This is a genomic window from Parapedobacter sp. ISTM3 (genome assembly GCF_016533505.1).
Taxonomy (GTDB): domain Bacteria; phylum Bacteroidota; class Bacteroidia; order Sphingobacteriales; family Sphingobacteriaceae; genus Parapedobacter; species Parapedobacter luteus.
Genome location: NZ_JAENGN010000007.1, coordinates 192,792 through 214,578, shown reverse-complemented (window position 1 = coordinate 214,578; position 21,787 = coordinate 192,792). Strand labels below are relative to the sequence as shown.

The following is a 21,787-nucleotide window of genomic DNA, read 5'->3' as shown; positions in this document are numbered from 1 at the left end:
GGGCGGTGGCCCATGGCCACGCCCATTTCATTTTTGTTGGTTCATTTGTTCGTTTTATTGAGCATTATCCGTTCCTCCTTTCCGCTATAGGTAATCGTCTTGGTGATGCGCGAAGCCGTGTCAATGCCGTGCGGCTGATCCGGCTGTACATAGACAACATGGAATTTCCGGCGCGCCAACATTCCCGGGAAGGTGCCTTGGCGACTGCCGATGTGCAGCTCCTTGGTTCCTTCTTGATAGGCAAATGTAATCGTGCTGTATTTTCCCGTTTCGTAATTATAATTGGTTCCTTCGTCTTCATAAAGTGTGAATGTGGCGTCTGCGCCGCCGTATACCCACAGCGTGATTTCGTCAGCGGGTTTTTCATCGGTATACTGCACCGCTGGCCCCAGCGGCACGATGCTGCCTGCTTTGGCGAATACAGGCATGCGCTCATAAGGCGCCGATGCTTCCAGCGTTTGTCCGCCACGATGGTATGTGCCGCTGTAAAAATCATACCATCCCGTTCCTTCGGGCAGGTAAAGGGCGCGCGATGTGGCACCGCGTTCGGTCACGGGACTCACCAATAGTGAGGGGCCGAATAGGAACTGGTCGTTGATGCCCAAAGCACGCGCATCGCGGGGGAAATCCATGGCCAATCCCCGGAGCATCGTGTAGTGATGCAGGTGGGTGCTTCCGGCAAGCGAGTAGATGTAAGGCAGCAGCCGGTAGCGCAGCTCGATGGAATAGCGCATGCTGTTGTATGCCGGATGGCCCTCCGGTGCGATATTGAACGGCTCGCGGTAAGGAAACTGCCCATGCGCGCGAAACAACGGAAGAAACGCACCATACTGGTACCACCGTGCGTTGAGCTCACGCCATTCTTCCAGATCGGCGGCATTGGGCTGATGGAACCGCTTTTCGACCAAAAAGCCACCGGCGTCCATCGTCCAGTATGGCGCACCCGACATGGAAAAATTGACCCCTGCGGCGATTTGATCTTTCATGTCATGCCACCGTGAAGAGATATCGCCGCTCCAAGCGGCGGCGGCGTAGCGCTGCTGGCCGGCAAAAAACGAGCGCGTGAGAATAAAGACCCGGTTGTTGGGGTCGGTATGGCGCTGCCCCTCGTAGATACCCTTGGCATTGAGGAGGGGAAACGCATTGTAATACCGCGCCGATGAGCCAATAGCGGGCTGCATGACCGACTTCCGTTCCTCGATGTTGATGTTGGAGTGGATATCGGGCTCGCTGGCATCCATCCACCAGGCGTCTACGCCTTTCTGGTAAAGCTTTTCATTCAACAGGTTCCAGAAACCCTGCCGCGCTCCGGCATTAAAGGGATCGTAAAACGTGGAGGTGTAGCCCTTGCCAATCCAGTCTCGCCGGCCGTCGTATATATTGCGCATATAGAGCCATCCATTGTCTCGAAAAAGCGGGTAGACGCTCGATTCTTCATTGATCTTGGGCCATACGGAAATCATCAGCCGGAAATGCTGATCATGAAGCCGTTTGATCATCCCCTCAGGGTCGGGAAACCGCGTGGAATCAAAGGCGTGGCTTCCCCAGTCGTGCTCGGGCCAATAGGACCAGTCCTGCACCATATTGTCAATGGGTATCCGGCGACGGCGGAATTCGCGGGCAACGTCTTCCAGCTCCTGCTGCGTCTTATACCGCTCGCGGCTCTGCCAATAGCCAAAAGCCCAGCGCGGCATGATGGGCGCGCGGCCGGTAAGGTGGCGGTAGCCGCCGATGACCTCGTCCATATCTTCACCGGCAATAAAATAGTAATCCACGCCGTCGCCCGCCTCGGAATCAAAGGAGAAGCGTGTCTGGTCGGAATTACTTAGGGGGCGCTGCCATTGGACGCCGAAATAGGACTGCCCGCCATCGGGGAGCCATTCCATCCGGATGGCGTAGCGCTTGCCCGCCTCCATGGCTAAGGGAACCTCGAAAGACCCGGCGTTCCAAGATTCGCGCCAACGGTCTTCCTGCAACTGCCCGTCTATCCAGACCTTGAGGTACCCGGAATAATTGATATGCAGGCGGTGCAGCCCGCTGTAGGGCGACTCCAGCGCGCCTTCGTAGGTGACCTGGCTGCGGACCAGGTCTATGGAGTCCGGAAGCCGGGACTGATCATCGAGGTATAGGTAAGCGATTTCCGACTCGGGCCTCGATAGCCATACCGATTCGGGATGATCTTTGTCGCGGTAGGTGGCCGTGAGCCATCCGGGCTGCCCTTCTTTCGAATATAACCGGAATGCTGATAGCGGCAGCAAGGGCCGGATATCGCCGGCTTTGGTGATCGAATAGTTGTGCCAGAGGAGCCCGTAGTTGTTGGTGGATAGCAGAAAGGGAACGCCAATCATCGTATTGTATTGCAACAGGGTCACCTGCCTGCCCCGGTAGTTCATGACGCCGTTTTGGTGCTGGCCCAAGCCATATAGCCCCTCGTTGTCTGAAATGGTGAAGTGCTGCCTGACCCGGTAAAAGGCATCGCCATCGTATGCATCGGCGGTAAAAGTACGGGCATCCCGCGGGTGTTCGGCAAGTAAGGGTTGCCCTTGTTTGTCAAGGAACGTGACTGCACCGGTGGCCTTAGCGACCTGCGCCGTCAATACCGGGGTTTTCAGCAGGACCTGATCGCCGGTCTCTTCCAACTGCCACGGGCCGGCCGTGCGACGAAGCGAATCGACAACCATCAACGAATGGCTCGGCTGTACCGTATTGCCTAATGGACGGGCAACGACGTGGATAATCCGATCGGTAATGACATCCAGCGCCAGCTCGTGATCGACTGCCGTGGCCATACCCTGATAGGTAATGGTAACACCGCTTTCGCGCCGGCTGATGGCGGGTCCCTCACCTTGGCTGGCCAACGTTGGCACGATGGGGCCGAGAAGCAGGCATACGACAAACAAAGAATGGAAACCGATGGTAAATAAGCGTCTGAATGTTATCATAAAAGGCAATAATGGTAATGGATTACTGCATTGGTTATCGGGCCAAAGATACACCTGCCCGTCATAGGGCATGGGGTTTTTATGTTAACAAATGGGGGTACTTTGGTTAACCGGCGGCCTACTGTATCGGGCTATTTCCGGTAAGCGGACGGCGCTACACCATATAATGCCTTGAAATACTTGCTGAATTGCTTGGGACTACCGAAACCCACCTGGTAAGCCACCTCAGCCACGGTAACGCCCGATTGCTCCAACAGCTGGGCGGCATGCCGGAGACGGATATTGCGGATAAATTCGGAGGGGGTATGGCCCGTAAGCGTCAATATCCGCTTGTAAAGCCCCACCCGGCTCATGTTCATCTCACTGGCAAGGGTTTCTACCGAAAACCCGGCGTTGTCCATATGCCGCTCAACGGTTTCGAAGGCTTTCCGCAGAAACAGCTCGTCGGCAGATTCCTTTTTGGTATCAGCGGGCTGCACGTCTATGCGCTTTTTGTAGGTCTGCTCCATCGAATCTTTCTGCCGGAGAATGCTGCTAACCTTGGAGCGCAGCAGCTCAGAATTAAATGGCTTGGTGATGTAATCGGTAGCCCCGGATTCGATGCCCGCCAGCTGCATCGCCTCATCGTCCATCGCCGTAAGCAGGATGACCGGGATATGCCGCGTGCGGGCGTCATTCTTCAACCGCCGGCACAATGCGATGCCATCTTCCCCTGGCATGGCAACGTCCGACACAATGATATCGGGGTGGACGGCAAGGGCCTTGGCCCATCCCGACGCCGCATCGCCGGCCTCGTAAACCGAAAGGCTGTGGTGCAGGTTGTCCTTGAGGTAAAACCGGAAGTCTTCATCGTCTTCAACCAACAGGACACGTTTCATCGTCTTGTTTTCTGACTTAGCAACATGCGGCGGGCTTTGGTCGGCTTGCCCGGGAGGCGGACGAAGCGGCAAGATAACCGTAAACACACTGCCTTGGTCGGGAACACTGTCTACCTCGATACGCCCGCCAAGCAACTGGACGTATTCTTTCGTGATGGCAAGGCCAATGCCGCTTCCCTGGTTGAGCATCCCCGGCGGCGTATCGTACTGGAAGTACCGGTCAAAAATACGTGCCCTGGCCGCCTGCGGTATGCCGATGCCGGTATCGCGCACGACCAGCGTCATCGTGTCTTCGAAATTGACCGTCACCGTCACCCGACCGCCAACCGGCGTAAACTTGAACGCGTTTGATAGCAGATTAAAAAGTATGCGCTCCACTTTTTCGCCATCAAACCAAGCTTCGTAGCGAGCATCGCTGAGCGAATAGTGGTAGGTGATCTTTTTGTTTTCAGCGATGTCGTTGAAGGATTCCACGTGCTGTACAACAGCATATGCCAGGTCCCCCCATTCCAGATGGGGCCTGAGCTCCTGCGTGTCGGCCTTCCGGAAATCAAGCAATTGGTTAACCAAATGAAGCAACCGGCGGGCGTTCCGCTCGATGACGCCCAAATGGCGGCTGCCGGGCAACGAACGCGTTTCCTGATGAAGCTTGTCTATCGCGGCCAAGATGACGTTGATAGGGCTCCTGAACTCATGGCTCACGTTGGTAAAAAACCGTGTTTTCAGCTTGTCAAGCTCAGCCAATTGCCGCGCTTGCTGGCGCTCTTGTAGCAGCGCAAACCGTGTTTTCTCACGCGTGCGCTCGATATAACGGATAAGCAGCATGCCGGCCACGAAGAGTAGGCCGTAGGCCATGTATGCCCACGCGGTCTGCCAAAAGGGTGGCCGGATGGTAATGTGTGCCAGCGTATAGGGTTCACTCCATGTCTTGCCATCAGCCGAGACCATGACGTCAAACCGGTAGTTGCCCGGATCGAGGTTGGTAAATGTAACCTTACGGGTGTGCTGGTCCATCGGCAGCCAGCGCTTATCAAAGCCCGCTAATTTGTACCGGAAGTGAGCGCGGTCTTTGTTGAAGAAATACAGCGACGCGACAACAAACCCCAAGACGTTTTGATCGTGCGAAAGCTTCAGCGGCCTGTCGTCTTGCCACAGTGATGCGTCCACGCTGCTGTTGAACAGCTGGAAATCGGTAAGCACGGGCCGCGCCAGTGTGGATGGAGGCGACTGCACCCGTGCAGGGTCTATGATATTGAATCCTGACGGACCACCGAAAAACAGCTCACCTGTCGACATCCGGCAAACGGCGTCTTCATTGAAGGCATTGGCTTGCAGACCGTCACGGCGGTCGTAGCTCCAGAAGCGCCATTGTCCCGGACTGCCTTCCTCTTCACGTACCGCTGAAATACCCCGGGTTGTGCTGACCCAAATCGTCCCCGCTTGGTCCTCGACGATACCCAGCACCGTGTTGTCCGGTAAGCCGTCTGCTGTGCGGAAAACCTTAAATGTGCCACTTGACGCCTCATACAGGTTGAGGCCATCACGTGTGGCCACCCAAATGCGGTCGCGGCTGTCTCTAACAATCGCGTTTACATGATCATGGCTAAGCCCTCCCGATGTGCTCTCTGCATAGGAGAATCGCTTGAATTCGCCTTGCGGTGTGAGCAGTTCGATGCCTGAAGCGGTACCAAACCACAACCCTCCTTCCTTATCTTCGGTGATGGCCGAAATGTATGCCGATAGTGTGAACCCTTGCTCACCATACCCGAGCCGGGTGAAGCGGCCGGTCCGCCGATCCAGCTGGGCCAACCCGGCGGAAAGTGTACCCACCCAAAACCGCCCCTGGCTGTCTTCATAAATTTCCCACACGCTGTTGTCAGGAATGGATGCCGGATCACCGGGGTCACGCATGTAGCGCACAAACCGCTTCCCGTCGAAGCGATTGAGCCCGCCATGGTAGGTGCCAATCCACAGCACGCCGTCGCGGTCCAGGCACAAGTTGACGATGACATCACTGCCGAGGCTATGCGGATCCTTCGGATCATGCCGGTAGGTCGTAAACCGGTTGGTCTGCCGGTCGAAATAAATCAATCCGCCGCCATTCGTACCGATCCACACGTTCCCCCGCTCGTCTTCGATAAACTGATTGATGTCATCAAAAGGCAGCGTGGCATCATTTGTATCTCCCTGCCGCTGGTGCAGCGCAAACTGGATCTGACTGGAATGGTAATAGCTCACGCCCCGCTTGAAGGTGCCGGCCCACATGATCCCGTCCCGGTCGCAATAAATCGACATAATGCTGTTCTGGCCGATGGTTCGGTCGTTGTAGGGGTCATGCAACAAGTAGGAAACCCGGCGGGTTTGTGGATTTATTACATTCACGCCGCCGTGATCCGTGGCAACCCAGATGTTTCCCTCGGGATCTTCGGCGATACCGAAAATGATGGGATTGCTCAATCGCATGGCAGACGCGACAGTCATGTGCACCGGCAAGGCCTGTTTTTCCGGCCACCAATATACGCCTATGGCCGGAGCGTATACCCACGGTTGCCCCTTACGGTCGATAAATAGCCGGAATTCAGCGCTACGCTGTGCTTCCGCGGTCTTGTCCTGAAGACGGAAACTGACAGGCGAACCGCCCTTCATTTGATGGACCGTACCTTTTTGGTCGACTGCCCAGGCGTCTCCAGCATTATCCAATGCGATTCCGGTAACCGGTACGGTGGGATCTGGCCAGGGATATAAAACAACCGCTCCCTGCTGCTCGGCATAGCTGGACACCATGCCCCCAATTTGCAAAAACCAACATTCGCCGCGGGGTGAGCGGCGGATATCCAGTATCTCCGCAACCGGCAGGCCCATTGACTGCAAGACACTATCGACATTGCGAATAAACTGCTGCCCACGGCCATCGTAAATATTCATGCCCAATTTGGTCTTCACCCACAGCTGCTCGTGGGGGCCGATAAACAATCCCAGGATATCATTATCAACGATGCTGTGAGGCTGTTGGGCCACATGCCGGAAAACCTTCACCTCATGGCCATCATACCGGCTAAGGCCGGCGGGCGTGCCGAACCATAGGAACCCCTGCTTGTCTTTCACGATGGCTGTCACATGATTGTGCGGCAACCCGTCTTCTACACTCAACTGCTGGAATTGGATGGGCTGCGCTTCCCCAAGCAGGGGTAATGACAATCCGCCCACAACCAGGAGGCATAGCAGTATACGCGACATAGGCTTATGCATTCAGCCAAAGCTACGAAATTTTGTGGTACCTCAGCGTTGGAAGGATGCATGGCAATTTTTAGGTGTTGAAAATTTTCCATGTTTCCAGCTGTTGGGTTTTTGACTGGAACGCTCACGCTGTTCACGCTCCCAGGCCAAAAACCCAACAGCTGGAAACAAACAGAAGTCGTCTTACCTGAGCAGCAGCACTACTTGACCTGCACGGTATGATGCAGCCGGTTGTAGCCCGTAGCGGCCTCCCAGACCTCTTCATTGGCCAGCCGGATGCTGTATTCCGGGCGGTGTGCAAGGGTATCATAAGCATCGGGCAGGTGGAGCAACAGCTCATACTCGCCCGCCGCCATATCTTGGGGGATGCTGACCTGCGCATTCAGCTGAATAACCCCTGTTTTCCACGTCCGCACATCGTGCGCTATCGGGATAGCCACCTCTTCACCTCCTGATACCTGCCGTAGAACAAGGATCGGCAACCTGCGGTTGAACGGCGGCGCATACCCCTTGTTTTCCAACGTGATGGACAACGTCGCCTGCGCACCACGGAAGGCTTGGTCGGGCAGGGTTGCTTCCTTCAATACCAACCGGTACCCAAGGTTGCGCTTGATGGCGTCCATACAGCCGCCATCCTGCCAATCATTGTTTACTGCGTGGTTGTAATGTGCATTTAAGTAGCTGTAATGCATGGCTGCAAACTCCTGCTGGGCAATTCCGGCCGGTTCACAATCGTTCTGCGGGCTATAGTCATCGCTGCATGTTTCGCCGCCAACGACTACATACTGGCCTTCCGCTTTCATGTAGTTGCGGAGGGCGTTTACCACGGCGGCGTCTGACAGGCGCGGGCTGCTGTCATTGCCATAGTCTTCATACGTGCCGATGTCGTTCGGCCCGGACAGAAAGCAGTCGTTGTGCACGCCGATGCGTGCCTTGTCCGTGCCGGTGAAGGCTTCGTCTGCAGACAGGGGCGCGGCATCGACAGGTGCATCAATACCATATACGTATCGCTGCTTGAACTGCGGGTAGCGCACCTGCACCATCCGGTCTTCCGGTACGGCGGCCAATAGCGCCTGCAGTACGTCCAGCCGATCCCGCCAGTTGGCATCGGTAAGGCGATAGCCCTGCCCGCCATTGCCCGATGGGTCGCCAAAATAATCCGAATAATACTGCTCGCCCCAAGTGCCGATGAATCCCATCTGTACGCAGGCAATGACATCGGCATGCTGCCTGAAGTACGGCGTAAGCTGCTCAATGTGTTGCAGCACCACCGCTTTGGGCGCATCGCCGTATGGCGGACAGATGAACCCTTCAGGGCAGTCGCCGCCGGTGGACGTCACCGTATAGACAAACCGGGGGATGATCTTGACGCCGGCGGCCCGTACCGCATCCATTTCGGCATCCAGGGCGTCGAGAATAGCCGCCGAAATCGGGCCGTCCCGAAAATTATCCAAGATATAATAGCGAAATACCAGCGTGCTGACCACGCTGTAGTTGGCCGAGCCGATAAGCTGCGGGTCGCGGTAGCTTCGCAGCGTTTCGGCGTCCAGCGGGGTGAAATTGCTGGTTCGGGTCTCCGAATAGCGGTAGAACCCGCGCTCGGGGTTGGGGAAATCGGCATCGCTCTCCCTAAACGTGATATGCACCCCCTGTACCAGGGGTAGATCGCCCGCCGCCTGCGTACAGGCATAAATGAGCAGGGAAGCAAGCAAGGCCGCGCCCACCATGGCGATAGAGGTTTTTGTGATAAGATTCATCGTAATCATAGTTTGAAAAAGATTCGCTTTTGGTATAGCCAGTAACACAGCAGCCACTCCAGAAACAGCGCAGCCAGTGCCACGGCGATGGCAACGACGCTGGCGGGCACGGCCAACGGTGCTAACGCACCGCCGACAAAAATGCCGACGGTGCCATTGAACCATTGCTTGCCCACCGTTTCAAAAAACAGGTAAATAAAAATGGGATTCATACCCACTACGACAAACACCCATGCATAGCGATCGTACCGCTGCACGTCTACCAGCCACCGTAAAAAGGCCATAAACAGCAGGATGTAGCCTGCGGATACAAGCACAAAAGACGAGGTGCTGATGCGCTTGATGACAGGTGTCACGGATGTCCAGTCGAGCAGATAGCCTGCAGCGAGGCCAGCCACACCTACGGCAACCAGCTTCCGTATCTGAGCGGCGTGCGATGCATTGCTCATCAACAGCTTACCGGCCAGCACGCCCCAGATGGTATGGGCAGCCGTGGGAATGAAGTTGATGGCGGCCCAGCCGCCGGCATTGTGCTTGCCCATGATCAGGTGATCGAAGTAGGCACCGAAGTTTTCGCCCTTGACGAACGGCCGGTCATAGCCCGGTACGGCAACCCAGCGGTACAGGCACTCCGTAAGTACCAGCAAACCCAAGCTAAACACAAACTGCCACATCGCCGGCCACCGGATAATTAGATAAGCAATCAGCGTCGTGGCGGCGAGCTGGGTAAGCACATTCCAAAGCTCCCACACCAGCCTGCCGGAATACACACAGTGCAGGGCTACCCCGCAAGCAAACAGCTTCAGCGACCGCCAGGCGACAGCCTTGAAATTGGCGGACCAACTGATACCCTGGTGGGTTTTGCGCGTCCATGAGATGTAAAGGGATGTACCGGCAATAAGCATAAAGCCGGGCTGCACGAGGTCCCATGCATAGAGACCATGCCATTCGTGGTGGAAAAACTGGCCTACCACGGCGTGTGCCAACCCGCCCGGGGCGGCATGGGCAAGGGCTTCATAAAGCCCACAGGCCTCGGCAGCAAGCAGAATCATGATCAAACCGCGCATCACATCCAGCGAAAGGACGCGCGCGGGCGATGAGGTTGTCTGGGTCTGTTCCATGTTGTATGGGGTTATTCGTCCATAGGTAATAGGTAGGCGGGCTGCCCTTCACCGGGGGCGCGCCCAAGCTGCGCTGACCAGTCGCTCTTCGTGACGGTCATACCCAACCGCAAGCCGCCACCGGTGAGCCCCTTGAGCTTGCCGCGCTCTATACGCAGCTCGAATTGTGTACGGCCGCCTGCGGTTACCACCGTACCCAGGGTGTAATAGTCAGGGATGGACTGCTGGGCAAAAGTAAATCCCGATTGCGGGCCTTCATGGTAAAATACGTCCATACTGCCGGCAAGCAAGGGGCCTTCCAACAGAATATCGTAGCCACCCCCGGAAAACGTGCCCGTAAGCAGACCCGTGCCCGGATTGTTGTCGCTATCCAAGTAAAAATCAAAAATATCGCCCGCCTGGGGCTGGCTGTCCAGATCGACGTACAGGTAGAGGTAGTTTCCGTCATAGTCCAGCTTGACTTCGTTGACAATACCTCCCGCAGAACCGGGATCAATGACATGCTGTGTCACGGCCTCCCAATCGGATAGCGTGTTGTCGTCAATCCGCACGGGCGAGGTCTTGGCAATGTTGATAACGGTGGAGCCTTCATAGGTGTTGCCGTTGGGAAGCGTAGCATAAAGCGTGGCCACGTACTTGCCTTTGCCGGGATATTGGTGCACCGGGCTTTCGCTGGTCGACTCGTTGCCGTCTCCGAAATCCCAGCGGAAGCTTTGGGCGCCCTCCGTCTTGTTGATGAATAGGACCTCATTGCCCGTTATTTCCAGCGCAAACAGGATATCCACTTCGGGAGTGGGTGTGGTCTGGAATTTGGTGCAACCGCCGGCCATCAACCCGATGGCCACTGCGGTGATTAGATAGCGGAGTTTGTTCATCTTGGTCGCATTAGGGATTTTGGGTGACTAATGGGTTACTTAATACTTCATCGATGGGAATATGGTAGATGCTGCGAGGGTGCTGCCAGTCCAGCCGGATGTTGGCAAAACCTGCGGGCCGGCGCGAGTGGTCGATGTCAGACTCACGCAGGCCCACCAGGTGGTAGCCCCAATAATCGCGCACCAGATCTTGCTTATTCCGGTATACGTCAAACATACGATGCCCCTCGAAGGCCAGCTCGATACGGCGTTCGTTCCAGACGGCTTCCAATGCGGTAAGCCCGGCGGGCGGTTGCCCGTCATAGCGGTGGGCTGCCAGTCCGCGGTTGCTGCGGATGATGTCCAGATCATCCAAAGCTTCCGCCGCGCGGTTGCTCTTTGCCTTGGCTTCCGCACGGTTTAGGTACAATTCGGCTAGCCTGAACATGATGGGCGAACTGAGGTTGGGGTTGCCATCCTGATAGGAAAACTTCTTGATGTAATAAATGGGAATGCCATTCAGGCGCCTCACTTGCCCGGACTCGTCTTTCAGCGCCTCGATGTATTGCCAGCGCACGTCTTCGGGATGATCCTCCATCAGGGCGCGCAGCGAGGCGGAGGCAAATTCTTCCCCCCACCCGGAATTGCCATCGGAATACACCATCGACGCGATAGAGCCCCGGCCGTAATCATCAACGCTGGTGAATGCGACACAGAAAATGGTTTCACTGGCCGACACGGCATTGGGAAATAACGACGGGTAAGTGCTGGGTGTCGTCAGCGTAAACCGCCCGGAATTGATCACCTGGTCCGCATAGCGGATAGTCTCCTCGTGATTTTCCATGTATAAGTACACGCGCGACAGCAATGCCCAGGCAGCTTCTTTAGATGCATACTGCGCCCCACGGGGATTGTTCATCAACGAGGCACCCCGCTCGGCATCAGCAATGATGGCCTGGTAGACCTCCGCCACGGTGGCGCGCTCCTTGGCTGCGGGCTCGTCAAGCGCCAGCCGCAGGATGACGCCCGGAGCGTTTGGATCATGGGTGTACGGCTTGGCAAAAAGCCGCACCAAATTGAAATGGGTGAACGCCCTCAGGAAGTAACACTCGCCGAGCAATTGCTCGGTGGCTGCATCGGTGCCGCCCTGTTGCTCGACGGCCTCGATAACTGTATTAACCGTGTTGATGATCTTATAAGAGATATACCAGAAAAATCGGGTATTGGCCTGCGTAGGTGTGTGATCCTGCGTAAAGCTGTACCAGAGCGGATCGGTTGTGACCTGCCCGCAGACGATGTCGTCACTGGCAAAATCGGCCAGCTGGAAATACTGCCGCAGGTACATGTTGTTCGAACTGACGACACCATTGAATTCGACATGGTCTTTGTATAGTGAATATGCGCCGTTCAGGGCGTTCCGGAGGCCGTCGCTCGTCGTGACCAGCGTGCCGGTAGTAAGCGAATCGGAAGGTTCGACAACCAGGTTGCAACTGGTGCTGAATAATCCTCCGAGTATGATGATGAAAAATATACGGATGCTCATGTTTCTTAATCGTTTAAAACCTACAACTGATGTTAATTAAAAATTGCCTGTTGTTCGGGTACTTGAAGTCAGCGACCCCCGGCATGGTCCAGCTTTCCGAAACGATGGTGGTTTGCGGATCCTGCCCCAGGAAGTTGGTAAACGTATAGACGTTGTCTGCCGTCAGCGCCACCGTCAACCCCGAAAGCCGCAGCTTGCTGACGAACGCGGAGGGCAGGTCATACGACAACGCAATGTTGCGGATGCGGAAATAGCTTGCATCCATGAGGAAACGGGAGGATGGCTCTGCCGAATTGGCCGCATTCTGCGGACTGGGCTCCGTGGCGATATCTCCGGGCTTGGTCCAGATGACCGTGCCCTCCGGGCGCTTGACCTGATTGTAATAAGGCTCATGCCCATCGTTGAACACATAGCGCAGGTCGTTGCTGAACACCTTGTTGCCGTAGCTGAAGGCGGTATTGACCTGCAACGTGATATTGCGGTAACGCAGCGCGTTGTTGAACCCGCCCTGATAGCGGGGCAACGCAGATCCGACCTCCTGATGGGTAGCTTCGGCATAATTGGAGGTCAGCTCCCTTGCCACTGCGGATCCCTCGGCATCGTAGATCAGCTTCTCCCACAGCGGTGCGCCGGTCTGCGAATCTACACCGGCCCATTTGGGCATGTAAAATTCGTAAAGGCGGCCGCCATTGCGATAGATCTGGGAGACGCTGCGCGACGTGGTACGGATGATCTCGCTGGGTAAGCCCGACAGCGTGTTGCTGTTGAAACTGACGACCACGCCTGTATTCCAATCCCAGTGGGTCGACTGCACGGGCTGCGCATCCAGCCCGATCTCCAAGCCCTTGTTTACCACATTGCCGGCATTTTCCCACCGCACTTCAAAGCCGATGGACGGTGGCTGCGACACTTGCAGCAACAGGTCTTTGGTGATGTTCCGATAGGCGTCTACCGTAAGGTTGACACGCCTGAACAGGGACAGATCAACGCCTACGTTATACTGGTGCTTGCCCTCCCAGGTGAGGCCGGGGTTGGCCAGCTGGTAAGGAATAGCAGCCACATTTGAGTTGTACTGGCTGGAAAGCGCAAAAAGACCAAGAAAACGGGTGCTGCCGATATCCTGCGTGCCCGTGACCCCATAGCTGGCCCGCAGTTTGAGCGAACTGATAACGGCATGATCGTGCAGGAACGGCTCATTGCTGACAAACCAGGCTCCGGATATGGCAGGGAAACCAGCGTACTGGTTGCCCTTGGGGAATGCCGACGAGCCGTCTATACGGTAGGATGCCGTAAGGAAATACCGGCTGTCGTAATTATAGTTGACCTGCGAGATGAACGATTGTAATGCCGACCGGTCGAAATACCCGTTTACCATCTGGTTGTTTGACACTACATTGAGCACTCGCAGGCCCTCGGGCAAACCACGGCCGGAGCCGCCGGAATATTCGCTGCGTCCACCTTCGAAAGCAACGCCGGCCAGCCCATTGATGTGGTGCTTGCCAAAATCGGTATTTACGCGCAGGAGGTTGGTCGAAATACCGCCATAAAATAGCGAATTGGACTCATCCAGGTAACCTGTGCCGTGGTATTGTCCGGCAACGACGGGCGAAAAGTAATTGGTGCCCTTGTTGTAGCCTGCGGATAAACGGTTGGACGATGAAAAGGTAAGCCATGGCGTGATCGTGTAGTCCAGCGTGAAATCGTAGTTGGCATCAAACCCTTTGTAAGGATGATCGGAATTTTCGATCGTATGCACCGGATTGATCTTGTCTCGCGACCACCACCTGAACGGCACATTGCCATCCACATAGCGCGGAGCACCGTTTTCGTCATACGGATTGTCCCAGGGCAGGTTTAAGAAGGTGTAATACATATCCATATAGTCATAACTCCTGCCCATGCTGGCGCTCAGGTTCAAGTTGTTGCGCACCTTGAGCCGCTCGGAAAAGCGATACTCGGTATTGGCGCGCAGGTTGAGGCGCTTATAATCGGTATTGAGGAAACTACCGACTTCATCATAGTATGAAACGGCCGCATAATAGCTGTTTTTATCCGTCTTGCCCCGGACGGAAAAATAGGCATTGGTGGTTGGCGCTGAGCTGAAAGATTCTTTCAACCAGTTATAGTCCTGATCGCGCAGTGTGAGCGGGCGCTCATTGTAAAACTTCAACAGGTCAATCTTGTAGGTATTGTTTTGCTCTCCGATGATGTAGTCCCGGTAAAACTGCTTATGGTGTTCGTAGAGTTCGGCCCCGCTCATCATCTGCATGGTGCCGAAATCGGCCGTTTTGATGCCGGTCGTCAGGCGCGCCTCGAACGTATTTTTGTCCTGCGTGGCTGTTTTAGTCGTCACGATCAGTACGCCGGCATTGGCCTGCGAACCGTACATGGCGGTGGCTCCCGCGTCTTTCAATACGGTGATACTTTCCACATCGTTGGGGTCGTAATTGCCCCCGATAATCCCATCGACCACGACCAGCGGCTGCTGCGAAGCATTGATGGAAGACACGCCACGTAGGCGTATCTCGGGTGCAGCGCCGGGCTGTCCGGAGCTGTTGATGATCTGCAAACCCGGAATCTTGCCCTGCAACATCGTGCCGACGTTGTTCGCCGTGACATCCATCAGCTTGTCCGCTTTGACAACGCTGACGGCACTCGTAAGCTCCTCGGCCTTCACCTGGCTATACCCCACGCTGACGACGACCTCATCCAGCAAAGACTGCTCCTCCTCCAAGACAATCGTGAGATTGGCTTCAGCGGCAGGCACTTCCTGCGGTTTGTAGCCGATAGACTGGATGACGAGTATCGCACCTTTTGCGCGCAGCCGCAGGGAAAAGGTCCCGGCTTCATTCGTGGAAGTGCCGTTTGCCGTGCCTTTTTCCAGCACACTCGCCCCATCTATCGGTTCGCCGAGGCCATTCCTGACCGTGCCGCGGACGACGAACTCCTCTTGCTGTGGCGATAGATCCTCCTTTTTGCGTACGACGATGATGGTTTTTTCCCTCACCACATAACGGAACGGCTGTCCGGCAAAGACGGCTTTCAGCGCCTGCTCGACGGAGCCTTTCTGAAGATCAACCGTGATGGGTGCGGCTTCCCGTAAGTATTCGGCATCATAAATAAACGTATAGCCGGTTTTGCTTTTTATCTCCCGGAGCACTTCTTCCAAGGAAGCGTTTTTTACCCGCAGACTGACTTCCTGCGATAATGCTTCGGCACCGACACATAGGCTGAAGCAAAGCGTAAAGAAAACGGTCAATTTCATGGCAAGGAAAATGCTACATGCATGTTTGCTAAATTTCATACATTTGTGAATTAGGTGGTTAAATTGTTAATGATCGCTATTGAATTGACAGGGATTGCCTAATTGCACCGGGGGTGTTGCAGCACTTCCGGTTTTTTTGGCTTGTAGTAGATTACTTAACCAAACGTACCCTCCTTTCTTTTAGCTCAAACTTGATTTCGCTGGTCATATCGATCATCTCCAACAGCGTTGCCAGCGAAACATCCCGCGGAAGCACGGCATATAGTTTCTTGTTGGGCATGTGGTCAACGTCAATCGTAACGTCGTACCACCGGGCGATGTCTTGCATGACCGTTGCGAGCGCCGTATTGGCAAATGTGAAATAACCGTTTTTCCATGAGGCATATTCCTGGGCGTTGACATTCGCCACCGCCACGGCTAGGGTCTGCCGGTTCAACACTGCTTGTTGGTTGGGTTTAAGCCGCAGCGGACCGCTGCTTCCCTGCAACGGGCTGATGGCCACACTGCCCCGCAATAGCGTGGTCTGGATAATCGGCTCGCCGGCGTATGCCCGGATATTGAATGCCGTGCCCAAGACCTGCACCTGCTGTCCGGCCGTGTGAACGATAAAGGGCTGATCGGCGTGCGCTACGTCGAACAAGCCTTCGCCCTCGAGGTATACCTCCCGTCTGCCGGCCGTAAAGACCGGCGGAAACCGTAGCCTGGAATCGGCATTGAGCCAAACGTCACTACCGTCGGGCAGCACCACTTGGTATTGCCCACCGCGCGGCGTGCTGATCGCGTGCAGGGGCTGCCCGCCAGTTGAATGGCCCGGGGACGCAGCTTGGCCCACATGGTATACCAGCTGCCCATCTTTGGTTTTGTCAATACGTACGCCGGCTGTCTCGGCCACTGCGCCGATCCGGGCATCGTCCAACGCTATGCGGGAGCCATCTGGCAAGGTAAGTGTAGCCCGGTTGCCCCCCGCGGGGACATCCTCGGCGACAAGTAAAGGCAACGGGTGAACCGGCGAGCGAAGCGGGCGGCTGTAAAACGTATAGGCAATGCCGAGACCGAGCAGCAACACCGCCGCCATGATATAATGGCGACGCCTGCGCCGGACAATCGGCACATGGTGCCTGTCATCGCCCAGGTCGTGATCCATCTCGTCGGCCAGCAAAGCATCCAGCTTCCCTTCACGGACCAGCTGGAAAAATACCTCCAGCTCGTCGTCTGTGGCTGTCTTGTTCTTGTACCGCCGGATAAGCTCCCGGTAAAAATCGGTTTTATCCATGATGCATTCGTCTTCGCCCTGTTTAATACAAGGACAGGTTGCCGGACAGATAGGGTAGCAGAAAATCGATTTTTTTTAGTGTCCAGCGAAAAATATTGCCAACAGGCTGGCAATGAGGCCCAAGGTAACGCCTAATTGCTTTTCGGCGAAAGCCCGCAGGACTTTGAGGGTGCTGACCATATGGTTTTTGATGGCATTTCTGGAAACGCCGAGGGCTTTTGCCGCTTCATCATAGCTCTTGCTTTGCTCCCGGCACAGGTTGAATACTTCACGCGACCGTTGGGGCAACCGGGATAGGACCTCTTCAAGCAGCATGTCGTACTCACGATCAACCAGCCTGCGATCGGCGGCGTCCTGGCGGCCGCTATAGTGGATAAGCAATTCGCCTAAAGCCCGCTGGGAGACGGAAATCCGCTTTAGCGCGTTGACGGCCAGGTTTCGCGCAAGTACATGGAGGTAGGGCCTGAATTCGCGTACGTCAGCAAGCTGCTTCCGGTTGTTCCACAGTTTGATGAACAGCTCTTGGCAAAGATCTTCGGCCAATGCTTCTGCATGGACATACCGCATGAAAAAAAACCGCATGCCGGGCTGGTATGTCCGGTAAAGACAGGCAAATGCTACCTCATCATCGTTACTGATCCGGTGCAGAAGTTCGTTTTGCTCCATGCGCTTGTTCGTTTTGATACGATTCCCCAGTCCGGCACCGATGCTTCCTATCCGGTGCCAAACTCCCCTACAGCCGCTGGCAAACCATCAACGTGTATCCTCAATGTTGATTTGTCGTTTTACAATTGGTGCGTATAACTATCGCAATGCTAACAAAAGAAATCCAATCTGCCAAGCGCAGCCCACACGCAAACGGTTGCTCAATTTTTTGCCTGCGTCAACCGCGCTTTCCCCTTATGCCTTACGCAACAACCATGTTTCATTGGTACGTTTTTCGCTTCTTTATGTGTATCTTTGTATTAATATTAGAAGCAGTCATGGTGGGAAACGAACAAACGACGGATAGGAACAGCTTAAACCCCAATCAGGTTATAGACAAATACCAACCGGATAATTGAATGATTTTGTGTGGTTTAGACCGATGTATACCGAATTGTTGAAAACTTGTGTTGACAACATCAGCCAACAAATTCCTATTTTGTAATCATCAAACTGTGACTGACATCAGGGGGAGAAAGCCCCGCATTAGTTCTTAAAATTAGGAGTATAGATGGAAGAAGATTTCGAATATGGGCCTGCCGAAGATCCTAAATTTTCGGTAGCACGTTATGAAGAAATGATTCGCAATAAGGATCAGTACTTTTTTGACACACAGGCTTTTGAAGGGATTATTGACTACTATATGGATAAGAATGATCCCATCAAAGCCTTGCAAGTGGTGGAGTATGCTGTAAGCCAGCACCCCTTTGCCGCTGTTTTTTACCTCAAACAGGCCCAGCTTTTTGCCGTTACCAGCCAATTTTCCCGAGCTCTGGAGTCACTTGACAAAGCCGAGACGCTTGAACCTTCAGAGGGCGATATCTACTTAATAAAAGGGGGTATCCTGGGCAACCTGGAGCGCTATGATGAAGCTTTCCGAAGTCTCAACAAGGCATTGGATCTGGCAGAAAACACCGATGATATTTACTTGCAGATAGCCTTGTTGTATCAGAATAAGGGCGACTATGAAAAAGCCATCCACTACCTCAAGCGCAGCTTGCAGCAGAATATGGAAAACCAGGATGCGCTGTATGAGCTGGCATTTTGTTATGATGTGCTGGATAAGCAGGAAGAGAGCATTGGCTTTTACAAACAATACATTGATAATGATCCGTACTCGTATGCGGGCTGGTACAACCTGGGCAACGCGTACCACAAATTAGGCCGGTATGAGGAGGCTATTGATGCATATGACTACGCCATCCTCATCAAAGACAATTTTGCCTCGGCCTATTTCAACAAGGGGAACGCATTGGTAAACCTCGATAAATACAGTGAAGCCATTGAGGTATACAAGCAGACCTTCGAATACGAGCCACCGGGCGCTGAAACGTATTGCGCCATCGGCGAATGCTATGAAAAGCTGGAACAGATGGATGACGCCCGGTCGTATTACAAGAAAGCCGTCAAACTGGATGCCAACCTGGCGGATGCTTGGTTTGGAATCGGCGTCACGCTCGACTATGAAGAGCGGTATTTTGAGTCGCTGCACTTCTACAAAAAGGCGCTCGACATTGAGCAGGATAATCCGGATTACTGGTTTGCCATCGCCGACGCACGGTATAAACTGAAGCAACTGGACGAGGCCGAGCAGGCTTACGAGAAAGTGGTCGAACTCAATCCGGTAGATGTGGAGGCCTGGCTCGATTTTTCATCGATCCTGTACGAGCGCAATAAACTGGATAGGGCCATCGAAACCATCGCAGAGGCCATCAAAAATAATCCGGACGGGGCAGAACTCTACTACCGCATGGTGGCGTACCTCATCGCCGCTGGCCGGTATAACGAGGCCTTGAACTATCTCGAGCTTGGCTTGGCCGCCGATCCGCAGAAACATGTCGTGTTGTTTGAATACCTGCCTCAACTGCGGGATAATAAAGCGATAGCCGAAGTCATTAAAAAATACATGTCCTGACCGCATGGATTATACCAGACGTGCGAAGGCAACGTTTATATATGCAGTAACTTTCCGGCATATGCATGGTTTTTCATGCATATGCCATTAGCCGACAACAGCAACAAGTAGCACATCAATGAATTTTCAGCTGAACAACGTTCCTTTACGAACGCAGAAACCCCGGAAGAATGGTTTGACCATGGTCATGGATAAAGGACTGAGCGTCCGGCAGGCCGAAGACCTTGTGGCCGTAGGCGCAGCCTACATTGACTTTGTCAAACTGGGGTGGACAACCGCCTATATCACCCCTAAATTGGAGGAAAAACTTGCCGTATACCGCGACGCGGGCGTAGCACCCTATTTCGGCGGCACATTGTTTGAAGCGTTTATCATCCGCAACCAGTTTGACGATTTCCTACGCCTGTTGGAAAAATACCAGTTGGGCTATGCCGAAATATCGGACGGCTCCATCACGATGCCCCACGAGGAAAAATGCGAATACATCGCCAAGGTGGCGCAGCACGCCACGGTAATCTCGGAAATCGGGTCAAAGGACAATACCAAAATCATGGCCCCATATAAATGGATTTCCTTAATGAAGGCAGAGCTTGAAGCGGGTACATGGCGCCTGATTGCGGAATCGCGCGAAAGTGGCAACGTGGGCCTGTACCGGGAGTCCGGTGAGGTGCGGCAAGGCCTGGTAGATGAGATCCTGAATGAGATACCCAACGAAAAAATTATTTGGGAAGCCCCGCTGAAGTCACAGCAGGTGTACTTCATCCATCTCCTCGGTCCAAACGTGAACCTGGGCAACATCAGCACCAACGAAATCATTGCATTGGAGACCACCCGCCTCGGGCTCCGGGGTGACACGTTTCATAATTTCATTTGATGAAACCTGCATAAATACCAACAGAAGGTTAAGCATAATTTGTGCAAGATTCATTGCCTTAAAAAAAAACAATTTATTCGAATGAAAAAATTCGGGTTGATCGGATTCCCCCTGTCGCATTCGTTTTCAAAAAAATATTACGACGCCAAGATCGCGCGGGAGCAGCTTGCGGGTGTAGGCTATGAGCTGTATCCCATCTCGTCCATTGAAGCGTTTCCGCGACTGCTTAGGGATGAGCCGATGCTTATGGGCATCAACGTAACGATCCCGTATAAAATCGCCGTAATGGATTATGTTGATCGGCTGTCGGCCGAGGCCGAAGCCATCGCCGCGGTCAACTGCATCCGCATCGAACGGCCGGAGGAAGGCATGCCGCTGCTCACGGGCTACAACACGGATGTCTATGGTTTCATGGAATCGCTGAAGCCGCTGCTCCAGCCTGGTCACGACCGCGCATTGGTACTGGGCAACGGCGGCGCCGCAAAGGCCGTTGTCTATGCGCTCGCCCAGCTGGGGATAAGCTATTCGATCGTGTCCCGTTCCCCGCTACCGGGGCAATATACGTATGCCCAGCTGGATGCTGCCGTCTTGGCCGACCATCCGCTGATCATCAATACCACGCCGTTAGGCACCTATCCGGCAACGGGAAACTACCCGGACATTCCTTATGCATGCCTCGGCCCGGGGCATCTGCTCTATGACCTTATTTATAATCCCGCCGAAACGGAATTTCTGAAACGGGGAAGAGCTCAGGGAGCAGCCACGAAAAACGGGCTCGAAATGCTGGAACGGCAAGCTGAACGGAATTGGGACATCTGGAACATGACCTGATGCGAAAGTACCTCGGCCACCTGTTGATCTTGGGCTTTGCCGCCAGTGCATGGGCGGCTTGTACCTCGGCGGATTATTCTCCCAAGCCACGGGGATATTTCCGTATCGAGTTTCCGGAAAGAGCTTACCACCACTTTTCCCCCGATTGCCCCTATGCGTTCGACATGCCCGACTACGCCACCATCGAGCCGGACCGGACGGCCGATGCCCAGCCATGCTGGGTAGATGTACGATTTCCGCAATTCAATGCTCGCATACACCTGAGCTACGTGCCGGTGACCAACCGGGAAACCTTTAACGAGCTGGTGGAAGATGCCCGGACGTTTGCCTTCAACCATACGGTTAAAGCCACCGCCATCGACCAGCAGCGCATCAGTCGCCCCGATGCGGGCGTATATGGCCTGAAATATGAAATCAAGGGAAATGCTGCCTCAAGCATCCAGTTTTTTCTGACGGACAGTACCGATCATTACCTGCGCGGAGCACTTTACTTTCATGAAAAACCACGGCTGGACTCCATACAGCCGGTATTGGACTATATCCGGGCCGATATCGATACGCTCATTCAGACACTGCGCTGGAAATGAGTCAA

13 protein-coding genes are annotated in these 21,787 nt (G+C 54.5%); 4 read left to right on the top strand and 9 right to left on the bottom strand.

The features are described from left to right. Positions 1-41: 41 nt before the first annotated feature. The 9 genes from JHJ32_RS11875 to JHJ32_RS11835 all read right to left on the bottom strand — a co-directional run bounded on the left by JHJ32_RS11875 (position 42) and on the right by JHJ32_RS11835 (position 17,536). Entirely contained in the window at positions 42-2,942 is a 2,901-nt protein-coding gene (locus tag JHJ32_RS11875; RefSeq protein WP_200121082.1) for a TIM-barrel domain-containing protein, read from the bottom strand. Between the two features lie 131 nt (positions 2,943-3,073). Beyond that, positions 3,074-7,057 carry a hybrid sensor histidine kinase/response regulator transcription factor gene (locus JHJ32_RS11870; RefSeq protein ID WP_200121081.1) on the bottom strand — a complete coding sequence of 1,328 codons (3,984 nt, stop codon included), beginning with the start codon at positions 7,055-7,057 and terminating at the stop codon, positions 3,074-3,076. Between the two features lie 200 nt (positions 7,058-7,257). Then, positions 7,258-8,814: a DUF4832 domain-containing protein gene (locus JHJ32_RS11865; RefSeq protein ID WP_233632613.1), complete on the bottom strand. Its 1,557-nt coding sequence runs from the start codon at positions 8,812-8,814 to the stop codon at positions 7,258-7,260. A gap of 5 nt (positions 8,815-8,819) precedes the next feature. Further along, entirely contained in the window at positions 8,820-9,935 is a 1,116-nt protein-coding gene (locus JHJ32_RS11860) for an acyltransferase family protein (protein WP_200121080.1), read from the bottom strand. Between the two features lie 11 nt (positions 9,936-9,946). After that, the gene (locus JHJ32_RS11855; RefSeq protein WP_079717086.1) at positions 9,947-10,810 is read right to left on the bottom strand and encodes a PKD domain-containing protein; all 864 of its coding nucleotides are present in this window, start codon (positions 10,808-10,810) and stop codon (positions 9,947-9,949) included. 10 nt (positions 10,811-10,820) lie between these two features. Further along, positions 10,821-12,332 carry a RagB/SusD family nutrient uptake outer membrane protein gene (locus JHJ32_RS11850; RefSeq protein WP_079717087.1) on the bottom strand — a complete coding sequence of 504 codons (1,512 nt, stop codon included), beginning with the start codon at positions 12,330-12,332 and terminating at the stop codon, positions 10,821-10,823. Positions 12,333-12,345: 13 nt separating this feature from the next. Continuing rightward, positions 12,346-15,636: a SusC/RagA family TonB-linked outer membrane protein gene (locus tag JHJ32_RS11845; protein ID WP_233632612.1), complete on the bottom strand. Its 3,291-nt coding sequence runs from the start codon at positions 15,634-15,636 to the stop codon at positions 12,346-12,348. A 112-nt stretch (positions 15,637-15,748) separates the two neighbouring features. Then, a complete protein-coding gene (locus JHJ32_RS11840; RefSeq protein ID WP_200121079.1) occupies positions 15,749-16,870 on the bottom strand; it encodes a FecR family protein in 1,122 nt (373 codons plus the stop codon). A gap of 75 nt (positions 16,871-16,945) precedes the next feature. Continuing rightward, on the bottom strand, positions 16,946-17,536 hold the full coding sequence (locus tag JHJ32_RS11835; protein WP_079717089.1) for an RNA polymerase sigma factor: 591 nt from the start codon (positions 17,534-17,536) through the stop codon (positions 16,946-16,948). Between the two features lie 550 nt (positions 17,537-18,086). Between JHJ32_RS11835 and JHJ32_RS11830 the strand changes: the two genes are divergently transcribed. From JHJ32_RS11830 to gldD, 4 genes are all read left to right on the top strand, one after another. Continuing rightward, positions 18,087-19,490 carry a lipopolysaccharide assembly protein LapB gene (locus JHJ32_RS11830; RefSeq protein ID WP_079717090.1) on the top strand — a complete coding sequence of 468 codons (1,404 nt, stop codon included), beginning with the start codon at positions 18,087-18,089 and terminating at the stop codon, positions 19,488-19,490. Positions 19,491-19,608: 118 nt separating this feature from the next. Continuing rightward, positions 19,609-20,364 carry a phosphosulfolactate synthase gene (locus tag JHJ32_RS11825; protein WP_079717091.1) on the top strand — a complete coding sequence of 252 codons (756 nt, stop codon included), beginning with the start codon at positions 19,609-19,611 and terminating at the stop codon, positions 20,362-20,364. Positions 20,365-20,445: 81 nt separating this feature from the next. Then, positions 20,446-21,195 carry a shikimate dehydrogenase gene (locus JHJ32_RS11820; protein ID WP_200121078.1) on the top strand — a complete coding sequence of 250 codons (750 nt, stop codon included), beginning with the start codon at positions 20,446-20,448 and terminating at the stop codon, positions 21,193-21,195. After that, positions 21,171-21,782, top strand: coding sequence for a gliding motility lipoprotein GldD (gldD, locus tag JHJ32_RS11815; protein ID WP_370584510.1), 612 nt, complete (start codon positions 21,171-21,173; stop codon positions 21,780-21,782). The genes JHJ32_RS11820 and gldD overlap by 25 nt, the downstream gene beginning before the upstream one ends. Positions 21,783-21,787: the final 5 nt, after the last annotated feature.

Bases quoted from the DNA above. Each gene is read 5' to 3' on its own strand.
- JHJ32_RS11875 (WP_200121082.1), bottom strand. From the start codon at position 2,942: ATGATAACATTCAGACGCTTATTTACCATCGGTTTCCATTCTTTGTTT.
- JHJ32_RS11870 (WP_200121081.1), bottom strand. From the start codon at position 7,057: ATGTCGCGTATACTGCTATGCCTCCTGGTTGTGGGCGGATTGTCATTA.
- JHJ32_RS11865 (WP_233632613.1), bottom strand. From the start codon at position 8,814: ATGAATCTTATCACAAAAACCTCTATCGCCATGGTGGGCGCGGCCTTG.
- JHJ32_RS11860 (WP_200121080.1), bottom strand. From the start codon at position 9,935: ATGGAACAGACCCAGACAACCTCATCGCCCGCGCGCGTCCTTTCGCTG.
- JHJ32_RS11855 (WP_079717086.1), bottom strand. From the start codon at position 10,810: ATGAACAAACTCCGCTATCTAATCACCGCAGTGGCCATCGGGTTGATG.
- JHJ32_RS11850 (WP_079717087.1), bottom strand. From the start codon at position 12,332: ATGAGCATCCGTATATTTTTCATCATCATACTCGGAGGATTATTCAGC.
- JHJ32_RS11845 (WP_233632612.1), bottom strand. From the start codon at position 15,636: ATGAAATTTAGCAAACATGCATGTAGCATTTTCCTTGCCATGAAATTG.
- JHJ32_RS11840 (WP_200121079.1), bottom strand. From the start codon at position 16,870: ATGGATAAAACCGATTTTTACCGGGAGCTTATCCGGCGGTACAAGAAC.
- JHJ32_RS11835 (WP_079717089.1), bottom strand. From the start codon at position 17,536: ATGGAGCAAAACGAACTTCTGCACCGGATCAGTAACGATGATGAGGTA.
- JHJ32_RS11830 (WP_079717090.1), top strand. From the start codon at position 18,087: ATGGAAGAAGATTTCGAATATGGGCCTGCCGAAGATCCTAAATTTTCG.
- JHJ32_RS11825 (WP_079717091.1), top strand. From the start codon at position 19,609: ATGAATTTTCAGCTGAACAACGTTCCTTTACGAACGCAGAAACCCCGG.
- JHJ32_RS11820 (WP_200121078.1), top strand. From the start codon at position 20,446: ATGAAAAAATTCGGGTTGATCGGATTCCCCCTGTCGCATTCGTTTTCA.